This is a genomic window from Isoptericola dokdonensis DS-3 (assembly GCF_001636295.1).
Classification (GTDB): domain Bacteria; phylum Actinomycetota; class Actinomycetes; order Actinomycetales; family Cellulomonadaceae; genus Isoptericola; species Isoptericola dokdonensis.
The window spans coordinates 3035598-3058551 of sequence record NZ_CP014209.1 but is presented as its reverse complement, the minus strand read 5'-3'; the positions used below and the strand labels follow the sequence as shown (position 1 = coordinate 3058551).

Here is a 22954-nt window from a genome sequence, read left to right as displayed (position 1 = left end):
AGCCGCGGCGCTGTCCGTGGGGACGCCGTCGTTCCTCACGCGGGAGGCGCCTGATGCGTGAGAATCCCCTGCCCCGCCGTACGATTCAGCCGTGTCCTCCCCCTTCCGCCGCACCGCCGCGGGCCTCTACTGGCGGCTGAGCCGCTGGCGGCTCCGCTCCGAGCCGGCCCCCGCCGAGGCGGGCCTCCTCATCGGCGCCCCGCACACGTCCAACTGGGACTTCGTGCTCATGCTCGCCATCGCGTGGAAGCTCGGCATCGACGCGCGCTGGCTGGGCAAGCACACGCTGTTCGCCGGGTGGAAGGGTCCGGTCATGCGGGCGCTCGGCGGCATCCCCGTCGACCGTCGCGACCCCAGCGGGGTCGTCACCGAGGTGCTCGGGCGTGTCCGCGGGGGCGAGGTCTTCCACCTCGTCGTCACCCCCGAGGGCACCCGGTCCGGCGACGGCTGGAAGTCGGGCTTCTACCGCATCGCCCGTGAGGCCGACCTGCCCGTCACGCTCGGCTACGTCGACCGCACCACCATGACGACCGGCCTCGGGCCCACCCTGCGGCTCACCGGCGACGTCCGCGCCGACATGGACCGGGTCCGCGCCTTCTACGCCGACAAGGCCGGGCTGCGCCCCGCCCTGCGCACCGAGCCGCGGCTGCGCTCCGAGGATGCCTGAGCAGCCCGCCGTCACCCCGGTCGAGCTGCCCGCCGGTGTGGTGCTGCGGCTCCTGCACCCTGGCGACGGGCCTGCGCTCGCCGCGGCCTACGACCGCGACCGCGACCACCTCGAGCCCTGGGAGCCGGCTCGCCCGGCGGCGTTCCACGAGGCGGGGTACCACACGGCGCGCATCCCGGTGCTGCTGCTCGAGCACGGTGCGGGCCGCGCGGTGCCGCTCGTGCTCGTCCGCGACGACGCGATCGTCGGTCGGCTGAACCTCACCGGCATCGAGCGGGGCGCCGCCCGGTCCGCCCACGTCGGCTACTGGCTGGCGTCGGACCTCACCGGCCACGGCGTCATGACCGCCGCCGTGCAGGCCGGCGCCGCGCACGCCCGCGACGTCCTCGGGCTGCACCGGCTCCAGGCAGCGACGCTGCTGCACAACCACGCCTCCCAGGCGGTCCTGGCCCGCACCGGGTTCGTGCGGATCGGCCTCGCCCCGCAGTACCTGCACATCGCGGGCCGCTGGCAGGACCACGTCCTGTTCCAGCGCGTGCTGTCGGACGACCCCGCCTGACCGCAGGCCCTCAGGGCTGGTGGTGCGCGATCACCACCGGGCAGCCCACGTCGCGGCCGATCCGGTCGGCCACGGAGCGCAGGATGCGTCCCGTGATCGGCGCGTGCGGCCGCCCGCCGACGACGAGCAGGTCGCGCCGCTGCACGGTGGCGGCCAGCAGGTCCACAGGCCGTCCGCGCTCGACCGTCGTCGTCCACGCGACCCGCGGGTACTTGTCCTGCCAGCGGACCAGCTCGTCGTGCAGGGCGGCGACGGCCTCGTCCCGGTAGCCGCGCACCCACTGGGCCTCGTAGGCGTGCTCGACGGGGCTGCGCTCGCGGTCCAGCGCGTGGACCACGAGCAGGGGCACCTGCGCGTGGCGCGCCTCCTCGAACGCCTGGCCGAGGACCCGGCCGAGGTGGTCGTCGAAGTCGACCGCGGCGACGACCCGCCACACGGGGCCGACCTCGTCCGCCGGGCAGCGGGACCGGGCCGCGACCGGGTCGTCCGGGACCACGGCGACCGGGCCGCGCGCCTGCGCGCTCACGGCCGCCGACACCGAGCCCAGCACGAGCCGGGCGAACCCGTTCAGGCCACGTCGGCCGACCACCACGAGGTCGCTCGTGGCCGACAGGTCGACGAGGCTCCCCGCAGGGTGGCCGTGCACGACCTCGCCGGTGACGTCGGCGGCGTCGGGGACGAGGCAGCCGCGCTCCCGTGCGCCGTCGAGCCGTGACATGGCGCGCCAGACGTTGGCCTGCGCAGCCCGGTGCAGGTCCTCGAGCCCGACCCCGAACTCCGCCGGTCCGGGGGCGTTCACCAGCTCATAGGCGCTCACGACGGTCAGCCACGCGGCGCGGCGGACGGTCTCCGCCGCGGCCCAGTCGAGAGCCTGGTCGCTCGCCGAGGAGCCGTCGACCCCGACGACCACGGCACGACGTGTGTTCATGACGTCCTCCTTCGTCCTCCTCCCAGTACCGCACCCGCGGCGCCGGGGCGGCAGTGCCGCTGGTCATCGACCCCGCGACCGATGGTCCCGGACCGGGCATCGGGGACACCGGATCGCTACCGTGGGAGCATGACCGACGGCGTGCTGCTCGGGGCGGTGCTGTCGATCGGTCGCGGGCTCGACCTGCCCACGACGCTGCGCCGGCTCGTGCGGGCGGCCGCGGACGTGACCGGCGCCCGCTACGCGGCCCTGGGGGTCCTCGGCGACGACGGCCGGATCGCCGAGTTCATCACCGAGGGCATGGACGCCGAGCAGGCGGCACGGATCGGCCCGCCGCCACGCGGTCGGGGACTGCTGGGCGAGCTGGTCGCCCACCCGGTGCCGCTGCGCCTCGACGACCTCACGGCGGACCCGCGGGCGACCGGCTTCCCGGCGCACCACCCGCCGATGCGGTCCTTCCTCGGGGTGCCGCTGCACGTCCACGGCGAGCCGTTCGGCAACCTCTACCTCACCCAGAAGCGGACGGGCGAGCCGTTCACCGCGAACGACGAACGGCTGGTCGAGGGCCTGGCCGCCGCGGCGAGCGTCGCGGTGGAGAACGCCCGCCTGTACGACGAGGCCCGTCTGCGCGAACGGTGGGCGGTCGGCGACGACGCGATCTCCCGCCGGGTGCTGGCCGGCCACGACCCGGGCACCGTGCTCGACGTCGTCGCGGAGCAGGCGCTGCGCGTCGCGGAGGCCGACGTCGCGGTGCTCGCCACGGCGACGGACGCGGCACCCGACCACCTGCGGGTGCGGTCCGCGCTGGGTCCGGGCACGGACGGCCTCGTCGGGACGGTGCTCCCCGCGCGGGGGACGTTCGCGGCCGAGGCCTGCTCGACCGGACGGCCGGTCGTCACCGCCGACGCCGCGACGGCGACCCTGGGCACGCTCACGGCACACCCCCCGGAGGTCGTGGGGCCGCTGGCCGCCCTCCCCCTCGGCGGCCCGGGGCGGACGGCGGGCGTGCTGCTGGTGGGCCGACGACGCGGCACCCCGGCGTTCCCGGCGGTGGTGGTGGACGCGCTGGTCGCGTTCGCGGGGCACGCCGCCGTCGCCCTGGAGCTCGCGGAGCGGCGCGACGACGCCGAGCGGCTCGCCGTCCTGCGGGACCGCGACCGCATCGCCCGCGACCTGCACGACCTCGCCGTCCAGCGGCTGTACGCGACCGGGCTGTCGCTCCAGGTGGTCGGCCGACGCCTGCAGGACCGCCCGGAGGACGCCGCACGGGTGTCGGCGGCCGTCGAGGAGATCGACGAGACGATCGCGCTCGTGCGCACCACGATCCGCGGGCTGTCCCCCGCTCTCGGCGGGTCCCGCACGGTGGGGGTGCGGGCCCGGCTCCTGGCGGAGGTCGAGGCCGCGGCCGGCCCGCTCGGGTTCGCTCCGTCCCTGCGGATGACGGGCACCGTCGACACGCTCGTGCCGCCGCCGGTCGCCGACCATCTCGTGGCGGTGCTGCGGGAGTCGCTGTCGAACGCGGCCCGGCACGCCGGGGCCGGCCACGTCGACGTCCACCTGGCCGTCGGGGACGCCGTGGTGCTCGTCGTCGACGACGACGGCGTCGGCCTCCCGCCGGACGCGCCGCGCAGCGGCCTGGCGAACCTGGAGCGGCGCGCCGTCGAGCTGGGCGGCACGTTCACCACGCGGTCGCGCACGCCCGGGACGCGGCTGCGCTGGGCGGTGCCGCTGCCGCGGTGAGGGGCGTCAGGACCGCTGCTCGAGGCGTGCCGCCAGCACCGCGGCCTGCACCCGCCGCTCCACGCCCAGCTTCGCCAGCACGTGCGACACGTAGTTCTTCACCGTCTTCTCCGCGAGGAACAGCCGCTCGCCGATCTGCCGGTTCGTCAGGCCCTGCCCCACCAGCGCCAGCACGCGGCGCTCCTGCTCGGTGAGGTCGGCCAGCGGGTCCGCGTCCGGGTGCTCCTGCGCCCGCAGCCGCTCCATGACGAGACCAGCCGCCCGCGGGTCCAGCGTGGAGCCGCCCGCGGCGACCGTGCGGATCGCCGCGACGAGGTCGGTGCCGCGCACCTGCTTGAGCACGTACCCGGCGGCCCCCGCGAGGATCGCGTCGAACAGCGCCTCGTCGTCGTCGAACGACGTCAGCACGAGGCAGGCGACGTCCGTGCGGGACCGCAGCTCCCGGCACAGCCCCACGCCGTCGCCGTCGGGCAGCCGGACGTCCAGCACCGCCACGTCGGGCCGCAGGGCCGGGACGCGGGCGAGGGCCTCCGCGACCGAGCCTGCCTCCCCCACGACCTCGATGTCGGGCTCGGCCTCCAGGAGGTCGGCCACCCCGCGCCGGACCACCTCGTGGTCGTCCACGAGGACGACGCGCACGACGTCGGGGCCCATGCGTCCACGCTACGCCTCGGCGCCGGTGCGCGCGGGGCGGTCCTCCTGCCCGGTCGGCTGCCCGGCCGGCGTGGCGTCGTCGCCCTCCGGCGCCCCGGGGGCGGGTGCGGTCCCGGCCGGCGCGCCGTCCGTGCCGTCCGTGGCGTCCGCCTCCGCCCGGCGCCGCCGACGTCGCCGCACGAGCAGCACGGGGACCAGCACGAGCAGCGCGAGGACCAGCAGGACCCCCGCGACGACCCCCGCCCCGACCAGCGTGGCCCGGTCCGCCCGGGTCTCGGCGTCGTCGGCGCGCGCCGCCGCCAGGTCGAGCTCGCCGTCGGCGAGCGCCGCCCGTGCCCCGGTGGCGGAGCCCTCGGCGTCGAGCAGCCGCTCCCCCAGCTCGGTGACGGGGTCGGACTCGGCCGCCACGTCGTCGGAGACCGCGCCCACGGCGGTCAGGACCGTCGCGGCCCGCGGCAGGAGGTCCGCGACCTCGGCGTAGTCGTCGGCGTCCCGGGCCCGCTCGTACGCGCCGCGCACCGTGTCCGGCACGGCCAGGCCCGACGCCGCGGACGCGGCCTGCACGGCCACGGCCTGCTCGGCGACCGGGCCGAGGACGGTCAGGTCCTCCGTCGCGTCCGCGAAGTCCCAGTCGGTCATGTGGGCGCGCAGCCCGGCGGGGACCTGCCAGTCGCCGTCGGACTCGTCGAACGCCGCGTACGCGTCGCGGGCGTCGGCGCGCGCGTCGAGCGTCCTCGCCTGCTTCGGGGTGAGGACCCACGTGCGGTACACCTGCGAGCCGTCCACGCCGCCGCGCTCGGCGGCGAGGTCGAGGAAGCCCTGCCAGCCGACCGTCCGCCGGGTGCCGACCCTGCTGCCCGGCTCCTCGTACGCGCTCTCGCCGGCGTGGGCGGCCCGGACGACGGCGGTGAACGTCTCGTCGTCGAGGTCGCCGAGGATCCGGTGCACCGCCGTGGAGGCCGCGGCGTACGCGTAGTCGTCGACGTCGTGGTCCCGGTCCTGCTCCGACCAGCCCGTCAGCGCCAGCGCGTGCTTCGCGTCCCGGGCCGGGGCCCGGCGCGGCGCGCCGTCACCGCCGGTCGCCGCCAGCACCCGGTGCGCGGTGACCTCCGTCAGCCCCTCGTACAGCCAGCGGCCCTCGAACCGTTCGTCGTCGAACCAGGCGTGGCCCAGCTCGTGGAAGATCGTCGCGGCGTCCAGCTCCTCCCCGACGACGATCTCGTTCCCCCGGTCGTCGAACCATGCGTAGCCGAGCACCTGCGGGGACACGTCCTCGCGGACGACGTCCACACGGGCGGGCCAGGGGCTGCCGACGAGCCGCTCCAGCTCGGGCAGCCCCGCCTCGACCTGCTTCGCCGCGAAGGCCAGCCACTTCTCGTCGCCGGGGAAGCCCTCGACGGTGAGGGTGGCGTCGCCCACCGTCACCTCACGCTCGTCGGCGCGGTCCGGGTCCCGCACGGAGACCGCCGCCCAGATGCCGCCGTCGGCGTTCTGGTCGTCCAGGGAGTAGACGGTGCGCTTGTTGCGGTCCCCCCGGGCCTGCGTGAACGCGGCGGTGGAGTCGAGCGTCATGTCCCGCGGGACGTCGATCTCCACGGTGGTGCGTCCGTCGTCGCCCCACGACTGCGCGGCGAACGTCGCGTACCCGGGCCCGACGCGCGTCCAGCGCTGCGAGCGCACCGGTGCGCCGTCGACCTCGTACGTCCACGTGATGGTGCGGCTGGCCCCGTAGCGCAGCGGCGAGAACGAGGCCTGCACCACCTCGGTGTCGGGGTCGTCGGTGCCGCGGGTCGACGTGGCCAGCCGCGCACCGCCGCTCGTCGCGGTGACGTCGTCGGCACCCGTCGGCACGGGGATGCTGTACGCGTCCCAGAAGTAGTAGGTGCTGCCCCGGTCCGGCGTCACGTTGGTGATGGTGGTGGTCACCTCGGCCGTGACCCGGCCCTTGGCCGAGACCGTGTACCGGGCGTGCGACTCCTCGGTGAGGCCGTTCGCCGCCGAGGCCGGGGCCGTCGGGGCGACGACCAGCCCCACGAGCGCCAGCGCCACGACGGCCGCCGTCGAGGCGACCCGTCGAGCGAGGAGGTGGATAGCCGGTCGATCCGTTCGTGCCACGTCTGCCCCGTCGTCGTCGGCAGCCGCCCTGGCTGCCGGAGCGTCATGGTAGCGCCACCCGGAGGCGAAACGGTTCGACTCGGGTCGCGGAGATCGTTCCGCTGCGGTACACCGGATGGTGACACGTCGTGACATCGGGGGGTGCGCATGGCCAGTGACGCCGGAGCGACGACGATCGCGCTCCTCACCGCATGCTCGGATCCCGACCTCGGGATCCGGTCCGCCGTCGTCCAGGAGATGCTGGACGAGGCGACCTCCGACCCCCGGCTGGCCCGGCAGGTCATCACGACGATGCTCACCGCGTCCGTGCTGTCCCTGCAGGCGTACGCCGACGCCGCCGACCGGGAGCCGTCCGACGTCCTCCAGGCGCTCGGCCTCACCTGGTCCGCCCGCTCCCTCGGCGTCTGAGCGCGGCGCGAGTCAGCGCAGGTCGGCACGAGTCAGCGCCGGTGGCCGCCAGTCAGCGCAGGTCGGCGCCAGTCAGCGCACGACGGCGCGAGTCAGCGCACCTCCGCGTGGGCGACGGCCGCGCACAGTCGGTCGACGAAGGCGGCCTGGGCCGGGACGAGCAGCCGTCGCGCATCGTCGGGCGCCAACCAGGCGAACCGGTCGATCTCGGGAACGTCGACGGTGCGCCCGGACCGCGGCGGCCACTCGATCGCGACGGTGTTGCTCCGCGCCGCCGTGAGGTCGGGACCGGGCGGCGGCCACTCCCGCGCCCAGGCGACGACGCGTTTGCCGGAGCGTTGCCGCACCTCGCCCAGGTCGACGTCGCCGGACGACGGCGGTAGGACGAGGCCGAGCTCCTCGACGGCTTCCCGCTCGGCGGCGGCGTGCAGGTCCTCGCCGTCCTCCGCCTCACCCTTGAGCACCGTCCAGGCGCCGGCGTCCTTGCGCGCCCAGAAGGGGCCGCCCATGTGGCCGACCAGCACCTCGAGGGCCTGCCCGGCGAGACGGTAGAGCAGCAGCCCCGCGCTGGTTCTCGCCATCCGACCAGTGTGCGCGGCGCGTCCGCGGCGCGCACCGCGGGTGCCGGGGCCGTCGACTACCGGCGCCCGCGCAACCTGTCGATGTCGCGGCGTTCCCGCTTCGTGGGTCGTCCGGCGCCACGGTCGCGCAGACCGACCTCGGCGCGTTCCTCGCGAGTCGGGACGGGCGGGCTCTGGTCGGTGTAGGCCTTGACGGCGAGGGGCGCACCGACCCGCTTCGGCAGGAGCTCTCGGACGACGACGACACGGTCCCGCAGCGGGTCACGCCACGTGACACGGTCACCGACCTGCACCGACGTCGCCGGCTTGGCGACCGTCCCGTTGACGCGGACCCTGCCGGACCGCAGCGTCGAGGCCGCCACCGAGCGACTCTTGAAGAGCCGCACCGCCCAGAGCCAGATGTCGATCCGCATCCGTCCACTCTCCCACGCCGGCCCGCCGCCGAGTCAGCGCAATCGGCCGCCGGTCAGCGCGGTTCGACGCGAGTCAGCGCAAGCGGGCGCGAGTCAGCGCAGGGCTCGCCCAGTCAGCGCAAGCGGGCGCGAGTCAGCGTGAATGTCGTTCAGTCAGCACACGACGGCGCGAGTCAGCGCAGTTCTCACCCAGTTAGCACAGGCGGGCGCGAGTCAGCGTGAACGTCGTTCAGTCAGCACACGACCGTGCACGACAGCCCGACGCGACTGCCTCGCTGTCGCCGCCACCGTCGTCGTCAACACCCCAAGCCCGACGTGACGACGACGAAGGACGGCGGAGGGTGCCGCGCGTCGTCGTCCAACCCGAAGTGGAGGGCCCCCTGGGGCCCGTGAACGCGACGACGCGCGGCACCCTCCGCCGTCCGGAACCCGAAGCACGCTGCCTCACGCCGCCGTGTGCTGACTGGCGCCCACCTGCGCTGATTGAACGAAGTTCACGCTGACTCGCGCCAATCAGCGCTGACTCGCGCCAACCTGCGCTGACTCGCCACGTGAAAGACCTGCCGGACCGCCCGGGGGGCGAACGGTCCGGCAGGTGGCTGGGGTTCAGCCGCCGGTGACGGTCACCCCGACGAGCCGGGGCTCGTCGCCGGTGAGCGGGTACACGGGGCCGGTGAGCCGGACGACGGCGCGCTCGGTGGCGGTGCCGGGCAGCTCCCGCTTGGCGGTGGCCTTGGCGTTGGAGATGGCGCCACCGGTGGCGTCGTCCGGCTCGGTGGTCTCGCCGGCGACGGCGGCGACGTGGGAGCCGACCCACACCTCGAGGTCGCCGGGCTCGACGACGCGGACGCCGCGCCGGTCGGTGAAGGCGAGGCGGGTGGCGGGGACGTCGAAGGTGACGACGGCGGACTCCCCGGCGGCGAGCGGCACGCGCCGGTAGGCGAGGAGCTGGACGAGGGGACGGGCGACGGAGCCGACGACGTCGCGGCCGTAGAGCTGGACGGTGTCGGCGCCGTCGACGTCCCCGGTGTTGGTGACGCGCACGGAGACGGTGAGCCCCGCGTCGGTGCCGGCGGTGGGGGCGACGACGAGGTCGGCGTACGCGAACTCGGTGTAGGACAGCCCGAACCCGAAGGGGCGCAGCGGGGTGGAGTCGGCGGAGGTGACGTCGCTGGGTCCGCCGAGGGCGGGGTGCAGGTAGGAGTAGGGCTGGGCGCCGGCGGAGCGCGGCAGGGAGACGGGCAGGCGGCCGGACGGGTTGACGGCTCCGGTGAGGACGCCGGCGATGGCGGTGCCGCCCTCCTCGCCGGGGAAGAACGCCTGGATCACGGCGGCGGGTCGGCGGTCGCCGTCGAGCGCCCAGTCGACGGCGTACGGACGCCCGGACACGACGACCATGACGACGGGGGTGCCGGTGGCGACGACCTCTTCGACGAGGCGCCGCTGCACGCCGGGCAGGTCGAGGGTCTCGGTGTCGTTGCCCTCACCGACGGAGCCGCGGCCGAACAGGCCGGCCTGGTCGCCGACGACGACGATCGCGACGTCGGAGGACGACGCGGTGGCCACGGCCTCGGCGAAGCCGGAGGTGTCCTCGCCCTCGACGTCGCAGCCGCGGGCGTGGGCGAGCGCGGGGCGGTTGGCCCCGGCGGCGGCGAAGGCGCCGCCGAGCGCTTCGAGGACGGTGGGGATCTCGAACCCGAGCTCGTGCTGCGGGTGGTGGGCGAGCACGTGGTTGGCGAACGAGTAGCAGCCCATGAGGGCGTCGGCGCGGTGGGCGTTGGGCCCGACGACGGCGACCCGCTGCGGGGCGGTGGGGCGACCGGCGAGCGGCAGGAGGCCGTCGTTGGAGAGCAGGACGACGGACTCCTCGGCGAGGCGGCGTGCGATGGCGCGGTGCCGGGGGGTGTCGAGGTCGATGTCGGTGGGGGCGTCGCCGGCGAACGCGTCGTCGTCGAGCAGGCCGAGCTCTTCCTTCTGCGCGAGGGCGCGCAGCACGGCCCGGTCGACGAGCGCCTCGTCGACGCGGCCGTCGCGGACGGCGGTGGCGAGCGGTTCGAGGAACGCGTCGCCGGTGGGGAGCTCGATGTCGAGCCCGGCGGCGAGCGCTTGCCCGGCGGCGTCGGCGCGGTCGGCGGCGACGTGGTGCATGACCTCCAGGAACGCGACGCCGAAGTAGTCGGCGACGACGGTCCCGTCGAAGCCCCACTGCTCGCGCAGCAGGTCGGTGAGGTACTCGGACGACGCGTGCAGGGGCACGCCGTCGACGTCGACGTACGACGCCATGACGGAGCGCGCGCCGCCGTCCTTGACGGCCATCTCGAAGGGCGGCAGGTAGACGTCGGCGATCTCCCGGGCGCCGGCCGCCACGGGTGCGTGGTTGCGCCCGGCCCGGGAGCCGGAGTAGCCGACGAAGTGCTTGAGGGTGGCGTGCACCCCGGCGGACTGCAGGCCGCGCACGTAGGAGGTGCCGACGGTGCCGACGAGGTAGGGGTCCTCGCCGATGCACTCGTCGACGCGGCCCCAGCGGGGGTCGCGGACGACGTCGAGCACGGGGGCGAGGCCCTGGTGGATGCCGAGCTCGCGCATGGATTCGCCGATGGCGGCGCCCATCTCCTCGACGAGCTCGGGGTCGAACGACGCACCCCAGGCGAGCGGGGTGGGGAACGTGGCGGCCTGCCACGCGGCGAGCCCGGTGAGGCACTCCTCGTGGACGAGCGCGGGGATCCCGAGCCGGGTCTCGGCCTTGAGCCGCTTCTGCTCGCCCCACAGCCACGCGGCACGCTCGGCGGGTGCGACGGGTCGGGTGCCGTACACGCGGGTGTAGTGGCCGAGGCCGTGCCGGGTGATCTCGCCGAGCTTGTCGGCGCCGGCCTGGTGGGCGGTCATCTCGCCCTGCAGGGGTGCGACGACCTCGCCGCCCTTGTCGAGCCAGTAGCCGACGATCTGCGCCAGCTTCTCCTCGAGGGTCATGCGGGCGTGGAGGGCGGCGACGCGGTCGGAGACCTGCGGCGTCGCCGGGAGGTGCGTGGAGGACATCGGGTTCTCTTTCTGCACGGTCATCCCTTCACCGCGCCCTGGAGGCCGTTGACGATGCGCTTCTGCATCGCGAGGAAGAAGACGAGCGCGGGGATCATCGCGAGGGAGGTGAAGGCGAACACGCCGGCGGTGTCGGCGGAGTGCTCGGAGGAGAAGTCGGCGACGCCCAGCGGCAGCGTCTTCATGTCGCCCTGCAGCAGCAGCAGCGGCAGCAGGTAGGCGTTCCAGGAGCCGACGAAGGCGAGGACGCCGACGGTGACCATGCCGGGGCCGGACAGCGGCAGCAGGATCCGCCAGAAGAACCCGATGCGGCTGGTCCCGTCGAGCTGGGCGGCCTCCTCGAGCTCCTTCGGCAGGGCCTGCAGGAACGGCCGCAGGATGACGACCGTCATCGGCAGCGCGAAGGCCGCCTGCGGCAGCGCGACGCCCCACCAGGTGTTCCCCAGGCCGAAGTTCTGGGTGAGGAGGATGAACAGCGGGATGACGGCGACGGTGGCGGGGAACAGCAGCCCGGCGACGAACACCATGAACAGCGCCTCGCGTCCGCGGAACGTGTACCGCGCCAGCGGATAGGCGGCCATGACCCCGAAGACCACGACGATCGCCGTGGTGACGACCGCGATGATCACCGAGTTGAGGGAGTACTGCCAGAAGGACGGGTTGGTGAGCACGCCCGTGTAGTTGGTGAAGACCCACGGGTCCGGCAGGGCGGCGGGCGCCTCGGTGAGCTGGCCGTTGCTGCGGAACCCGCTGAGCACGCCGTAGACGACGGGTCCGAGGGTCGCGCAGACGACGACGAACGCCACCGCGTAGACGAGCGGGCTGCCGCCCTGGAACCGGCGTGACGCGCTGTGCCGCCGTGCGGTCTGCTGCGGCGCGGTGGCCGGCGGGCCGGCCGGCGGTCGGGTCGTCGTGGCCATCACGCCACCCCCTTGTCGCGGTTCAGGATGAGTCGCTGGTAGAGCACGGCCATGACGAGCGCGATGCCGAACAGGATCACGGAGGCGGCGCCGGCGATGCCGAAGTTGTTGCTCCGGGTTCCCTCGTTGACGAGGAAGATCGCCATGGTGCTGGTGGCGTTCGCGGGGCCGCCCTTGGTGAGGATCCAGACCATGTCGAACAGCTGGAGCGACCCGATCATGGACAGGAAGCCCCAGGTGCGGATGGTGGGGCCGAGCAGCGGGATGGTGATGCGCCGCTGGACCTGCCACCAGGAGGCCCCGTCGAGCTGGGCGGCCTCGTACAGCTCCTCGGGCACGCTCTGCAGGCCGGCGAGGAAGAGGATGACGGCGAGGCCGAGGTACTTCCAGGTGAGGATGACCAGCACGGTCCATAGCGCGAGGTCCGGGTCACCGAGCCAGCCCTGGGCCGGCGGTTCGAGGCCGACGGCCTGCAGGAGCGTGTCGAGCACGCCGTAGTAGGGCTGCAGGAGCTGGAACCAGATGACGCCGGCGACGACCTCGGCGAGGACGTACGGCACGAAGATGATCGTGCGGAGCGCGCCCTGTCCCCGCATCTTGCGGTTGAGGAGCAGGGCGATCGCGAGACCCAGCGGGAGCTGGATCGCGATCGAGGCCACGACGATCACGAGGTTGTTGACGAGCGAGCCGACGAACACGTCGTCGGTGAGCACCGACACGTAGTTCGCGAGCCCGACGAAGTCCACGAGCGGGCCGCGCCCGTTCCAGCGGTAGACCGACATCTGGACGGCCGTGAGGACCGGCCAGACGACGAAGAGCACGAGCATCGCCAGGGCCGGGGTCACGAAGAACGCGATCTCCAGGCGCTTGCGGAGGTCCTTGCCGCTCGTCCGCCGACCTCCCGCCGGACGCCCGGCTGCCGGTCGACCCTCGCGGGTCGCACCGGCAGCCGGGCGGGAGGAGGTGGCAGGCGACACGGCGGCCGTCGTGGTGACGGCGGCGTCGTCTGCCATCTCGGTCACCCCTGCGCCGCAGCGGCTTCTTCGATGGCGTCGACGACGTCCTGCGGGCCGGCCTCGCCGGCGAACATCAGGGCGATCGCGTCGTTCATCGCTCCACCGACGGACTGGCCGAGGCGGGTGTCCAGGTAGAGCTGGGTCTCGCCGCCGCCGTCGCGCACCGGGATGAGCTGGGCGAGCGTCTCGTTGGACAGCGAGCCGGTCGCGGCGGGGTTGGTGGGCAGACCCATGTCGAGCTCGGCGAAGCCGGTCTGGACCTCGTCGCTCAGCAGGTACGCGGCGAAGTCGACGGCGGCGTCGGGGGCGTCCTGGGACACGGCCCAGGCGTCACCGCCACCCATCTGGTCGGCGGGGGCGCCGGCCTGACCCTCGAAGGTCGGGAACGCGAACCAGCCCAGCCAGTCCGGGACCTGCTGGTCCTCGCGCAGGCCGCCGACGACACCGGGCTCCCAGTGACCGGCGAGCTCCATGCCGACGCGCTCGCTGGCGAGCAGGCCGGAGGCCGACGTCGGGCCGGACTGCGCGGCGGTGGCGAGGAAGCCGGGGTTGAACGGCTCCTGGCCGATGATGTCCTGGACGTTCTCGCCGGCCTTGAGGAAGCACTCGTCGGAGTAGTCGCCCGAGTCGATCGCCGCCTCGACGGTGTCGAAGCCGCACTCGCGCACGACGCCGTAGTACCAGTAGTGCGCGGCCGGCCACTTGTCGCCCGCACCGACGGAGATCGGGTCGATCTCCGCGGCCTTGAGCTGGTCGAGGTAGCCGTCGAACTCCTCGATGGTCGGGCTGGGCGACACGTCGGTGATGCCGGCCTGCTCGAAGAGGTCCTTGTTGTACCAGAACCCGACGATGCCCATGGAGAACGGCAGGGCGTAGACCTTGTCGTCGACGCTGTACTGCCCGGCGAACGAGGAGATCTTCTCGATCGTGTCGGAGGCGTCGGTGGTGAGGTCGCGCAGGAGGCCGGCCTCGATGTCGGCCTGCAGCTCGCCGCCACCGCGGCTCATGAACACGTCGGGGACGTCGGTGCCGGCCTGCATGGCCGCCTGCAGCTTGGTGACCATGTCCTCGTGCTGCATGGCCTCGACCTGGACGGTGACGCCCGGGTTGGCCGCCTCGAAGTCGGCGGCGACCTGGTCGTAGTACTCCTTGCCCTCACCGGTGTTGGAGTTGTGCCACCACTCGACGGTGGTGTCGCCGCCGGCGCTGGCGGTCTCCTCCGTGTCGGTGTTGGCGGTGCCCTGGCCGGCGCAGGCCGTGGCCAGGAGGGCGATGGTGGCGCCCATCGCGACCGCTCCTGCGCGGCGCATTGTCCTCGTCATCGTGAACCCCTTGGTCGTCGTCGACTCGTCGTACGGAATGCCGGCGCGGTGCGTCGCTGAGGTCCGAGCTCCCGCGCAGGCCTACCGTCGCAAACCTGGAGGACCGCTGTCAATCGTTTTCGATAACGGTTTCACAACGCGGACGGACGCCCGCGTCCCGGGCCCGGGACGGCTACGCTCCAGGGGTGAGCACAGCCGCCGACCAGCCTGCCGCGCAGCCGTACACCGGCCGCGTGACGATCTCCGACGTCGCGCGCGTCGCCGGGGTCTCCGTCGCCACGGTCTCCAAGGTCGTCAACAACCGGTACGGCGTCGCGTCCGCCACCGCGGAGCGCGTCCTCGGCGTCGTCGCCGACCTCGGCTACGAGTCGTCGCTCGTCGCGCGCAGCCTGCGCCGCCAGTCCACCAACGTCGTCGGCGTCCTCGTCGCCGAGTTCGAGCCCTACTCCACCGAGCTGCTCAAGGGCATCTCGTCGGCCGTCGCCGGCACCGGCTATGAGCTCCTCGCCTACTCCGGCGGGTCCGACGGCGGCACGGTCACCGGCTGGGAGCGCCGCTCCCTGTCCCGGCTCGCCGGCACGCTCATCGACGCCGCGATCGTCGTCACCCCCACCATGGTGCTGTCCGAGGCCAACGGCATCCCCGTCGTCGCCGTCGACCCGCACACCGGCCCCGAGGGCACGCACACCGTCGACTCGGACAACACCACCGGCGCCCGCGAGGCCGTCGAGCACCTCGTCGCCCTCGGCCACCGCCGCATCGCGCACCTCGGCGGCCGCACCGACCTCGAGTCCGCCCGCCTGCGCGAGCTCGGCTACCGGCAGGCGCTCGACGGGGCCGGCATCGGCGTCGACCCCGCGCTGGTCCGGGTCGGCGGCTACCGCCCCGAGACCGCCGACACCCCCGCCCGCGAGCTCCTGCGGCCGACCCGCGGCGAGCGCCCCACCGCCGTCTTCGCGGCCAACGACCAGTCCGCGATCCACGTCCTCGAGGTCGCCGCCGAGCTCGGCCTGCGCGTCCCGGAGGACCTCTCCGTCGTCGGCTTCGACAACATCCCCGAGTCCGCGACCACGTCTCCCCCGCTGACCACCGTCGCCCAGCCGCTGCACCGCATGGGCGCCGAGGCGCTGCGGATGCTGCTCGACGTCCTCGAGGGCACCCCGCGCGAGCAGCACCTGCGGCTGCCGACGTCCCTGGTGGTCCGCGCCAGCACCGGCCCCGCCCCGGCCTGACCGCCCCGGCCGGCGCCGGGCGGAGCGCCGGGGCCACGGCTCAGACCAGCCGGTACCCCATCCCCCGGACCGTCTCGATGCGCTCCGCCCCGATCTTGCGGCGCAGGTAGCGCACGTACACGTCGACGACGTTCGAGCCCGGGTCGAAGTCGTAGCCCCACACCCGCGAGAGCAGCTGCTCGCGCGACAGCACCTGGCCGGGGTGGCGCAGGAACACCTCGGCCAGGGTGTACTCCCGCGCCGACAGGTCGACGGCGCGCCCGGCGACGCTCACCTGCCGGGTCGCGGGGTCGAGCCGCAGCCCGCCGTGCTCCAGCGCCGACTGCTCGGCACGAGCCGGCTCGCGCAGCCGCAGCCGGATGCGTGCCAGCAGCTCCTCGAACCCGAAGGGCTTGGCCATGTAGTCGTCGGCGCCACCCTCCAGGCCCGCCACGCGGTCGGTGATGGAGTCGCGCGCGGTGAGGATGATGACCGGCATGGTGCTGCCCGACCCGCGGAGCCGTTCGAGCACCTCGAACCCGTCCAGCTCGGGCAGCCCGATGTCGAGCACCATGAGGTCGAACTCCCCGCTCAGGGCGTGCTGCACCGCCGTCAGGCCGTCGCCCACCACCGTCGGCGCGAACCCGTGGGCGCGCAGGCCCTTGCGCACGAACTGCGCGATCCGTGCCTCGTCCTCGGCCACGAGGATGCTGCTCACCGTCGTCCCTCCTGCTCGTCGCCCGGTCGCCCGGGTCCTGGGGTCGTGTCGTCCGGCACGTCGTCGGGCACGTCCCGTTCGCCCGCCGCACCGGCGGGCCAGGACAGCTCCACCCGCAGACCCGGAGGCGCCGCGCCGGGCCGCCCGGCCCCGGCGGTCACGTCGCCGCCGTGGCCCTGCGCGACGGCCGCGACGATGGCGAGGCCGATGCCGGACCCGCGCACGTCGGGCGAGGCGTCCACCCGCACGAACCGCTCGAAGATGCGGTCGTGGTCGCCGTCCGGCACGCCGGGGCCCTCGTCGCGCAGCCACAGCCGCGCCCGGCCGTCCACCACGGCGCTGCCCACCGCCACCGTCGTGCCGGGCGCGGTGTACTTCACGGCGTTGTCCGCGAGCTGGAGGACGGCCTGCGTGAGGCGCTGCTCGTCGCCCCGCACCGTCCGCTCGGACCGGGCGTCCACCCGCCACCGACGGTCGCCGAGCGCGCGGGCCTTGTCCAGCAGGTCGTCGGTGAGGCGGCCCAGGTCGACCTCGCCCGGCCGGACGAAGTCGGGCCGGTCGGCCTTGGCCAGCAGCACCAGGTCCTCGACGATCCGGCTCATCCGCTCCGTCTCGTCGAGCAGCAGCGCGCGGGTCTCGGTGACGTCGTGCGCGTCGTGCGGGTCGAGCAGCTCCAGGTGGCCGCGCAGCACCGTCAGCGGGGTGCGCAGCTCGTGGCCGGTGTCGTCGAGGAACTGGCGCTGCGTCTCGAACGCCGCCGCCAGCCGGTCGAGCATCGTGTTGAACGCCCGGCCGAGGGTCGCGACGTCGTCGTCGCCCGTGACCGGTGCGCGCAGCGACAGGTCGTCGCCGCCGACCTGCTGCGCGGTCGCGGACAGCTGCATGAGCGGGCGCAGCAGCCGCCCGGTCGCGAGCCAGCCGACGACGCCGACCAGCACCAGGGTGCCCGCCGACACCAGCACGTACGTGCGCCGCAGCTCGTCCTGCTGCTCGCGGGCGAGGTGGGTGTCCACCCCGACGACGTACGTGCCGTGCTCGTCACCGTCGTCGACCCGCACGGGCACGGCCGCGACGCGCATCCGGCCGACGTCGGTGTCGATCGTCGTCTCCACGACCCGTGCGGCGTCGGGCGGGATCGCGGCGACGAGGTCCAGCAGCGCGGGGTCGTCGACGACGGGCCGCGCCCACTGCGGCGCGTACAGCTGCGGGACGTCCTGCACGAACGTCACCAGCATCTGGTCGGGCCCGGGCACGTTGCGCTCGATCGCGACGCGCAGGAGCTGGTCGACGCTGGCGAACGGGTCGCCGGTCTCCGGGTCGACGCCCTGCTCGGCCAGCACCCGGAACTCCTCGACCTCCTGGTCGAGCTCGTCGTGGATCCGCGCGGTGAGGCCCCGCGCCTGGATGGCGTCGGTGACGACCCACGCGATCAGCAGGCCCAGCGCCGTCATCGTCAGGACGGACGCGAGGACCTTCGTGCGGACGGGCAGGGACGACGGGCGCCAGCCGCGCCGTCGCCCGCTCACCCCGGGATCCCGGCGAACCACCGCTCGACGGCGTCCAGGCGCACGGACGTCTGCGCCGGCCAGTCGGCCTCCTGCACCCGGTGCGGACCGGTCGCGAGCGACAGCAGCACGCCCGCGATCCGGGCGGTGAGCTCGTCCGGGTCGACGACGCCGGCGAACCCGTGCGCGTACCGCACGGCGAGCCCGTGGAGCCGCTCGGTGTCCCAGCCGCGCAGCAGGGCCAGGGTCTCGACGTGCGCGACGAGGCACGCCAGGTCGTCGGCGCGGCGGCCCGGCCCGGCGGAGTCGACGTCGAGCAGGCCCGTGATGCGGCCGTCGGTGAGCATGACCTGCGCCTCGTAGAGGTCGCCGTGCGTCGGGTCGTCGGCGGGGAGCCCGGCGATGCGCTGCTCGACGGCGGTGGCGAGCTGGGCGGCACGCTGCGCCTCGCCCGGCAGGGCGGCACCGATGACCGACGCGTAGTGCGAGGCGTTCTCGCTCCACGAGGTGCGGCGCGGGAGGTCGGCGACGTCGCGAGGCAGCCGGTCGAGCAGCTCGACGACCTCCTCCGGGCCTGGCACGGCACCGCCGTCCCGGACGGCGTGCCGCATCGACTCCCCGGGCAGCGGCGCGATGACGAGCAGACCGTCGTTGTTGCGGCCCAGCGGCTTGGGCACGGGCAGGCCCGCCCCGGCGAGCAGGGCGTGCCGGGCGTGCAGGTCGTCGACCTTGTCCGGCCGCACCACCTTGAGGAACACCCGGGCCCCGGGAGTGCTGGCCTCGATGACGGCGCGGCGCGTCGGCCGGTAGGCCCGCACCTTGAGCGTCACGGGCCCGCGCGCGACCTCGGGCACACCGAGGTCGCCGAGCAGCGTGGCCACGGCGTGCGCGTCGAACGCGGTCGCCAGCGCGGGCAGCGCCGGGTCGCCGGGGAACCGCCACACCGCCACGGCGTGCTCGCCGTCGTCGAGGGTGAGGACCCCGGGGACCTGCTGGTCGGCGGGCCGGCCGAGCGAGGCGCCGAGGGTCTCGGTGCGGACCGTCCCCTCGCCCGGGCCCGCCCACCGGACGCGCGCCCGGTAGGCCACCGTCGTCGACCGGCCGGGCCGGTGGTCGACCTGCCGCACGGACCAGTCGACGAGCTCACCCCCCGCGGTCGCCACGGCGGTCGCGAGGAGCTCGGTCGCGTCCTCGCCCGTCAGGAGGTCCAGGTCGTTCTGCGCCACGGCCCCATCCTCACCAGAACCGGCGTGGTGCGCTCGTTCACCACGCCGGTCCAGGACGGCGCCCGTCGCGCGCACGTCAGTCCGCCGAGCCGGCCGAGCGCGCGGAGTCGGCGGACCGCGCGGACTGCACCGAGGGCGGGGTGTCGGTCGAGTCGGCCGACTGGGGCGACTGCCCGCTGCCGGCGGAGGCCGCGGTCTCGACGACCTCGTTCGCGCGCGGCTGCGCCGCCTGTGGGGAGTCGGCGGAGTCGACGGCGGACTCGGCGGGCGAGTCCGCGGACTCGGGCGAGGGGTCGACGTCGCCCGGGACGGCGTCCGTGGTGGACGCCGCCGGGGTGGTCTGCGCGGCCGGCAGCGTCACCGCGGCGACCGTCTCCGTCGGCGCGGCCCTGTCGTCGAGGCCGACGGCGGCGGCGCTCACGACGCCCACCCCCAGGGCGGCGGCGGTGCCGGCGACGATCCAGCGCTTCGTGACGGACGGCTTCATGGTGCTGCTCCTCGTGTGCTGCGGTGCCCGCTCGGTGCGGGGTACGACCATCGTGGGACCCGGGGATGAGACCTCCGGGAGACCCCGATGAGAGTGGTCTCATCGGGGTCGTGGCGGGTCAGTCCCCGGAGTCCGCGGACTCCGGGGAGTCGGGCGAGGCCGGCGACGCGGGCGAGGCCGCGGAGGCGGGCGAGTCGGGCGTCGCGGGTGACGCCGGCGAGGCGGCCGGGGCCTTCTTCGGGGCGGGTGCCGGGGACGCCGCGGACCGGGCCGACGCCGCGGAGGCGGCCTGCTGACGCGGGGCGGCGGCCGGGGACGCCGCGGACCGCGCGGACGCGGCCGAACGGGCCGACGCGGCCGACCGGGCCGACGCCGCGGAGGCGGCCTGCTGACGCGGGGCGGCGGCGGGCGACGCCGCGGACCGCGCGGACGCGGCCGACCGGGCGGAGGCCGCCGACCGGGCCGACGCTGCGGACGCCTGCTGGCCGGAGGCGCCGGTGGCCGAGGCGGCGGACCGCGCCGACGCGGCGGAGGCGCCGGTCTGCGTCCCGGCGGACTGCGCCGACCGGGCCGAGCTCGCGCTCGGGACGGCCGTGGAGCTCGGGGACGGCGTGGGGCTCACGTCGGCGGCGGCCCGTGCCGCGGCGAGATCCTCGGCCGAGAGCGTCACGGCCGCGGCGCTCTCGCCGAGCGGCACCTTGTCCAGCAGTCCCAGCGCCGCCGCACTGACGGTTCCCATGCCGAGCACCGCGACGGTCCCGACCGCCCAACGCTTCCTCACCGACGACCTCATGGCGTTCCCCTCCGAACGGACTTCGTTGACGTTCCTCAGCCTGGGTGCCGGGCATGAGACGCGGAGGAGGCCCGGATGAGAGAACTCTCATCCGGACGTGACGAGGTGCGGGGGACGACGACGCCCTCCGCCCCGACGGGGGGACGGAGGGCGTCGTGGCGGGCGCGGGTGCGCGGTTCAGGAGCCGAACCGTTCCTTGAGCTCCCGGGTCTCGGTGTCGGACAGGTTCGAGCTGACCAGGGTCGCCTTGAGCCCGTGCAGGCGCTCGGCGAAGCGGTCGGTGTCGGTCTGCTCGAGCACGAGGAAGAGCGCGGAGGTGCCGGGGACGACCTCCTCCTTGATCTTGACGAGGTCCTCCTTGCGGATGCCGACGTCGGAGAGCGCCCTCGACAGCCCGGCGATCGCCGCGCCGGCGACGGCGCCGATGACGGGGATGAAGAAGAGGGCACCGATGAGCAGGCCCCACAGGGCACCCCAGCCGCCGGACTTGGCGGCGTCGTCGTTGATGCCGTGGGTCTCGGGGTGCTCGGCGCCCTCGGGCCACGAGACGACGGCGTGGTCGACGAGCGTGACGAGCCCGTCACCGGCGGCGTCCTTGACGATCGACGCGGCCCGCCCTGCGCCCTCGGGGGTGTCGAACTTCCAGACCGTGAAGTTGGCCATGAGCTTTTCTCCTTCGGATGGTGCGACGTCCGGGATCGTCCGGCTTGTCCCGGACCGACCGTCCCGATCCTGGCACCGCCCTCCGGCCCCCGCCACAGCAACGAGGAAAGCGCTTGCCCTCTGGTGGGACGATCGCGCGGCACTCCCCGGCGGTCACTACCGTAGGCACCATGACGACCACCCCTGCCGACGCCACCGCCACGCCGTCCTGGGCCGACCTCCAGCGCCACCACCGCGACTTCCGCGGCGACCTGCGCGGCTGGTTCGCCACCGACCCGGGCCGCGCGGAGCGGCTCACCCGCACCGCCGGCGACCTCCTGGTCGACCTGTCCAAGAACCTCGTCACCGACGAGACCCTGGAGATCCTCGTCCGCCTCGCCCACGACGTGGACCTGCCCGCCCGCACCGAGGCGATGTTCACCGGCGAGCACATCAACGTCACCGAGGACCGCGCCGTCCTGCACACCGCCCTGCGCCGTGCGCCCGGCACGCAGCCGCCGCTCGTCGTCGACGGCCAGGACGTCGACGCGGACGTCGCGCGCGAGCTCGACAAGCTCAGCGCGTTCGCCGACCAGGTGCGCTCGGGCGCCTGGACGGGCGTCACCGGCAAGCCGGTGCGCACCGTCGTCAACATCGGCATCGGCGGCTCCGACCTCGGCCCGGTCATGGTCTACGAGGCGCTCGCGCCCTACGGCGAGGGCGGCCCCGCCGCCCGGTTCGTCTCCAACATCGACCCCACCGACGTCGCGCAGAAGACCGCCGGCCTCGACCCCGAGACCACGCTGTTCATCGTCGCGTCGAAGACGTTCGGCACCCTGGAGACGCTGACCAACGCCCGGCTGGCCCGCGCCTGGCTCTGGGAGGGCCTCGTCGCGGCCGGCGCCATCGAGGACACCGACGAGGCCCGCCAGGCCGCCGTCGGGAAGCACTTCGTCGCCGTCTCGACGGCGCTGGACAAGGTCGCCGCGTTCGGCATCGACCCCGCCAACGCCTTCGGCTTCTGGGACTGGGTGGGTGGGCGCTACTCCGTCGACTCCGCCATCGGCACCTCGCTGGCGATCGCGTTCGGCCCCGACGTCTTCCGCGAGCTCCTCGCGGGCTTCCGCACGATGGACGAGCACTTCCGCAGCACCCCGCTGGAGCGGAACGTGCCCGCGCTGATGGGCCTGCTCAACGTCTGGTACGTCAACTTCCTCGACGCCCACACCCACGCCGTGCTGCCCTACGCCCAGCAGCTCCACCGCTTCCCGGCCTACCTCCAGCAGCTCACGATGGAGTCCAACGGCAAGTCGGTGCGCGCGGACGGCTCCCCCGTCACGTCGCAGACCGGCGAGGTGTTCTGGGGCGAGCCCGGCACCAACGGCCAGCACGCCTTCTACCAGCTCATCCACCAGGGCACCCGCACGATCCCGGCGGACTTCATCGCGTTCGCGACGCCCGCCTACCCGCTCACCGACGCCGACGGTGACGGCGGGGCCGTCCGGCCCGGGGCCGACGTCCACGAGCTGTTCCTCGCGAACTTCTTCGCCCAGACGAAGGCCCTCGCGTTCGGCAAGACCGCCGACGAGGTCCGCGCCGAGGGCACCGCCGAGCACCTGGTGAGCGCCCGCACGTTCTCCGGCAACCGGCCGACGACGTCGATCATGGCGCCCGCCCTCACGCCGTCCGTGCTCGGCCAGCTCGTCGCGCTGTACGAGCACGTCACGTTCGTCCAGGGCGTCGTGTGGGGCATCGACTCGTTCGACCAGTGGGGCGTCGAGCTCGGCAAGAAGCTCGCCCTGGAGATCGCGCCCGCGGTGTCCGGCGACGACGAGGCGCTCGCCGCGCAGGACTCGTCGACGAAGGCGCTCGTGGAGTACTACCGCGCGCACCGCGCCTGACCAGCACAGCCACGAGGGGTCCGCCGGGTCGCCCCGGCGGGCCCCTCGCCACAGACCGACAACGTCACCACGCCTCACCTCACGCCGCGACGACTCCGGCCCCTAGAATCGG

The 22954-nt window shown here is 74.5% G+C and carries 21 protein-coding genes; 6 read left to right on the top strand and 15 right to left on the bottom strand.

The genetic code is table 11. The features are described 5' to 3' along the window. The first annotated feature begins 91 nt into the window (after positions 1–91). Together I598_RS14020 and I598_RS14015 are read left to right on the top strand one after the other, a co-directional pair. Entirely contained in the window at positions 92–667 is a 576-nt protein-coding gene (locus I598_RS14020) for a 1-acyl-sn-glycerol-3-phosphate acyltransferase (RefSeq protein WP_068203483.1), read from the top strand. Next, positions 660–1226 carry a GNAT family N-acetyltransferase gene (locus I598_RS14015; RefSeq protein WP_068203482.1) on the top strand — a complete coding sequence of 189 codons (567 nt, stop codon included), beginning with the start codon at positions 660–662 and terminating at the stop codon, positions 1224–1226. Before I598_RS14020 ends, I598_RS14015 begins: the two co-directional genes overlap by 8 nt. Positions 1227–1236: 10 nt before the next feature. Here I598_RS14015 and I598_RS14010 read toward each other — a convergent pair whose 3' ends face one another. Continuing rightward, positions 1237–2154 carry a universal stress protein gene (locus I598_RS14010; protein WP_068203481.1) on the bottom strand — a complete coding sequence of 306 codons (918 nt, stop codon included), beginning with the start codon at positions 2152–2154 and terminating at the stop codon, positions 1237–1239. 129 nt (positions 2155–2283) lie between these two features. Here I598_RS14010 and I598_RS14005 point away from each other — a divergent pair, with 129 nt between their 5' ends. Next, positions 2284–3894 (top strand): sensor histidine kinase, encoded by a 1611-nt coding sequence (locus I598_RS14005; RefSeq protein ID WP_068203480.1) that lies wholly within the window; start codon positions 2284–2286, stop codon positions 3892–3894. Positions 3895–3900: 6 nt separating this feature from the next. Here the strand turns inward: I598_RS14005 and I598_RS14000 are convergent, their stop codons facing one another. Both I598_RS14000 and I598_RS13995 read right to left on the bottom strand, forming a co-directional pair. Then, positions 3901–4548 carry a response regulator gene (locus I598_RS14000; RefSeq protein WP_068203479.1) on the bottom strand — a complete coding sequence of 216 codons (648 nt, stop codon included), beginning with the start codon at positions 4546–4548 and terminating at the stop codon, positions 3901–3903. A gap of 9 nt (positions 4549–4557) precedes the next feature. Next, positions 4558–6663, bottom strand: coding sequence for a gluzincin family metallopeptidase (locus I598_RS13995; RefSeq protein WP_157557247.1), 2106 nt, complete (start codon positions 6661–6663; stop codon positions 4558–4560). 147 nt (positions 6664–6810) lie between these two features. On the opposite strand from I598_RS13995, the gene I598_RS13990 reads away from it, so the two are divergent. Continuing rightward, entirely contained in the window at positions 6811–7071 is a 261-nt protein-coding gene (locus I598_RS13990) for a hypothetical protein (RefSeq protein ID WP_068203477.1), read from the top strand. A gap of 92 nt (positions 7072–7163) precedes the next feature. Here I598_RS13990 and I598_RS13985 read toward each other — a convergent pair whose 3' ends face one another. The 6 genes from I598_RS13985 to I598_RS13960 all read right to left on the bottom strand — a co-directional run bounded on the left by I598_RS13985 (position 7164) and on the right by I598_RS13960 (position 14359). Beyond that, positions 7164–7652, bottom strand: coding sequence for an NUDIX hydrolase (locus I598_RS13985; RefSeq protein ID WP_068203476.1), 489 nt, complete (start codon positions 7650–7652; stop codon positions 7164–7166). A gap of 56 nt (positions 7653–7708) precedes the next feature. Next, on the bottom strand, positions 7709–8065 hold the full coding sequence (locus tag I598_RS13980) for an RNA-binding S4 domain-containing protein (RefSeq protein WP_068203475.1): 357 nt from the start codon (positions 8063–8065) through the stop codon (positions 7709–7711). Positions 8066–8671: 606 nt separating this feature from the next. Beyond that, entirely contained in the window at positions 8672–11101 is a 2430-nt protein-coding gene (locus I598_RS13975) for a beta-xylosidase/alpha-l-arabinosidase (protein WP_232314168.1), read from the bottom strand. 20 nt (positions 11102–11121) lie between these two features. Beyond that, on the bottom strand, positions 11122–12021 hold the full coding sequence (locus tag I598_RS13970) for a carbohydrate ABC transporter permease (RefSeq protein ID WP_068203473.1): 900 nt from the start codon (positions 12019–12021) through the stop codon (positions 11122–11124). Further along, positions 12021–13034 (bottom strand): carbohydrate ABC transporter permease, encoded by a 1014-nt coding sequence (locus tag I598_RS13965; protein WP_068205310.1) that lies wholly within the window; start codon positions 13032–13034, stop codon positions 12021–12023. Before I598_RS13965 ends, I598_RS13970 begins: the two co-directional genes overlap by 1 nt. Before the next feature lie 5 nt (positions 13035–13039). Next, the gene (locus I598_RS13960; protein WP_068203472.1) at positions 13040–14359 is read right to left on the bottom strand and encodes an extracellular solute-binding protein; all 1320 of its coding nucleotides are present in this window, start codon (positions 14357–14359) and stop codon (positions 13040–13042) included. A gap of 185 nt (positions 14360–14544) precedes the next feature. Between I598_RS13960 and I598_RS13955 the strand changes: the two genes are divergently transcribed. Beyond that, positions 14545–15591 carry a LacI family DNA-binding transcriptional regulator gene (locus I598_RS13955; protein WP_232314167.1) on the top strand — a complete coding sequence of 349 codons (1047 nt, stop codon included), beginning with the start codon at positions 14545–14547 and terminating at the stop codon, positions 15589–15591. Positions 15592–15631: 40 nt separating this feature from the next. On the opposite strand, the gene I598_RS13950 is transcribed toward I598_RS13955, so the two are convergent. From I598_RS13950 to I598_RS13925, 6 genes are all read right to left on the bottom strand, one after another. Continuing rightward, positions 15632–16288, bottom strand: coding sequence for a response regulator transcription factor (locus tag I598_RS13950; protein WP_068203470.1), 657 nt, complete (start codon positions 16286–16288; stop codon positions 15632–15634). Beyond that, a complete protein-coding gene (locus I598_RS13945; protein ID WP_068203469.1) occupies positions 16285–17814 on the bottom strand; it encodes a sensor histidine kinase in 1530 nt (509 codons plus the stop codon). Before I598_RS13945 ends, I598_RS13950 begins: the two co-directional genes overlap by 4 nt. Further along, complete coding sequence (locus tag I598_RS13940) at positions 17811–19019, bottom strand: phosphotransferase (RefSeq protein ID WP_232314166.1); 1209 nt, start codon at positions 19017–19019, stop codon at positions 17811–17813. Before I598_RS13940 ends, I598_RS13945 begins: the two co-directional genes overlap by 4 nt. 76 nt (positions 19020–19095) lie before the next feature. Then, the gene (locus I598_RS13935; protein WP_068203468.1) at positions 19096–19506 is read right to left on the bottom strand and encodes a hypothetical protein; all 411 of its coding nucleotides are present in this window, start codon (positions 19504–19506) and stop codon (positions 19096–19098) included. Between the two features lie 118 nt (positions 19507–19624). Continuing rightward, positions 19625–20299: a hypothetical protein gene (locus I598_RS17700; protein ID WP_157557246.1), complete on the bottom strand. Its 675-nt coding sequence runs from the start codon at positions 20297–20299 to the stop codon at positions 19625–19627. Positions 20300–20476: 177 nt separating this feature from the next. Continuing rightward, on the bottom strand, positions 20477–20962 hold the full coding sequence (locus I598_RS13925) for a DUF1269 domain-containing protein (protein ID WP_068203466.1): 486 nt from the start codon (positions 20960–20962) through the stop codon (positions 20477–20479). A 170-nt stretch (positions 20963–21132) separates the two neighbouring features. Here I598_RS13925 and pgi point away from each other — a divergent pair, with 170 nt between their 5' ends. Continuing rightward, positions 21133–22842 carry a glucose-6-phosphate isomerase gene (pgi, locus tag I598_RS13920; protein WP_068203465.1) on the top strand — a complete coding sequence of 570 codons (1710 nt, stop codon included), beginning with the start codon at positions 21133–21135 and terminating at the stop codon, positions 22840–22842. Positions 22843–22954 lie beyond the last annotated feature (112 nt).

Bases quoted from the DNA above. Each gene is read 5' to 3' on its own strand.
- I598_RS14015 (WP_068203482.1), top strand. From the start codon at position 660: ATGCCTGAGCAGCCCGCCGTCACCCCGGTCGAGCTGCCCGCCGGTGTG.
- I598_RS14010 (WP_068203481.1), bottom strand. From the start codon at position 2,154: ATGAACACACGTCGTGCCGTGGTCGTCGGGGTCGACGGCTCCTCGGCG.
- I598_RS14005 (WP_068203480.1), top strand. From the start codon at position 2,284: ATGACCGACGGCGTGCTGCTCGGGGCGGTGCTGTCGATCGGTCGCGGG.
- I598_RS14000 (WP_068203479.1), bottom strand. From the start codon at position 4,548: ATGGGCCCCGACGTCGTGCGCGTCGTCCTCGTGGACGACCACGAGGTG.
- I598_RS13990 (WP_068203477.1), top strand. From the start codon at position 6,811: ATGGCCAGTGACGCCGGAGCGACGACGATCGCGCTCCTCACCGCATGC.
- I598_RS13985 (WP_068203476.1), bottom strand. From the start codon at position 7,652: ATGGCGAGAACCAGCGCGGGGCTGCTGCTCTACCGTCTCGCCGGGCAG.
- I598_RS13980 (WP_068203475.1), bottom strand. From the start codon at position 8,065: ATGCGGATCGACATCTGGCTCTGGGCGGTGCGGCTCTTCAAGAGTCGC.
- I598_RS13975 (WP_232314168.1), bottom strand. From the start codon at position 11,101: ATGTCCTCCACGCACCTCCCGGCGACGCCGCAGGTCTCCGACCGCGTC.
- I598_RS13970 (WP_068203473.1), bottom strand. From the start codon at position 12,021: ATGGCCACGACGACCCGACCGCCGGCCGGCCCGCCGGCCACCGCGCCG.
- I598_RS13965 (WP_068205310.1), bottom strand. From the start codon at position 13,034: ATGGCAGACGACGCCGCCGTCACCACGACGGCCGCCGTGTCGCCTGCC.
- I598_RS13960 (WP_068203472.1), bottom strand. From the start codon at position 14,359: ATGACGAGGACAATGCGCCGCGCAGGAGCGGTCGCGATGGGCGCCACC.
- I598_RS13935 (WP_068203468.1), bottom strand. From the start codon at position 19,506: ATGAAGCCGTCCGTCACGAAGCGCTGGATCGTCGCCGGCACCGCCGCC.
- I598_RS17700 (WP_157557246.1), bottom strand. From the start codon at position 20,299: ATGAGGTCGTCGGTGAGGAAGCGTTGGGCGGTCGGGACCGTCGCGGTG.
- I598_RS13925 (WP_068203466.1), bottom strand. From the start codon at position 20,962: ATGGCCAACTTCACGGTCTGGAAGTTCGACACCCCCGAGGGCGCAGGG.
- pgi (WP_068203465.1), top strand. From the start codon at position 21,133: ATGACGACCACCCCTGCCGACGCCACCGCCACGCCGTCCTGGGCCGAC.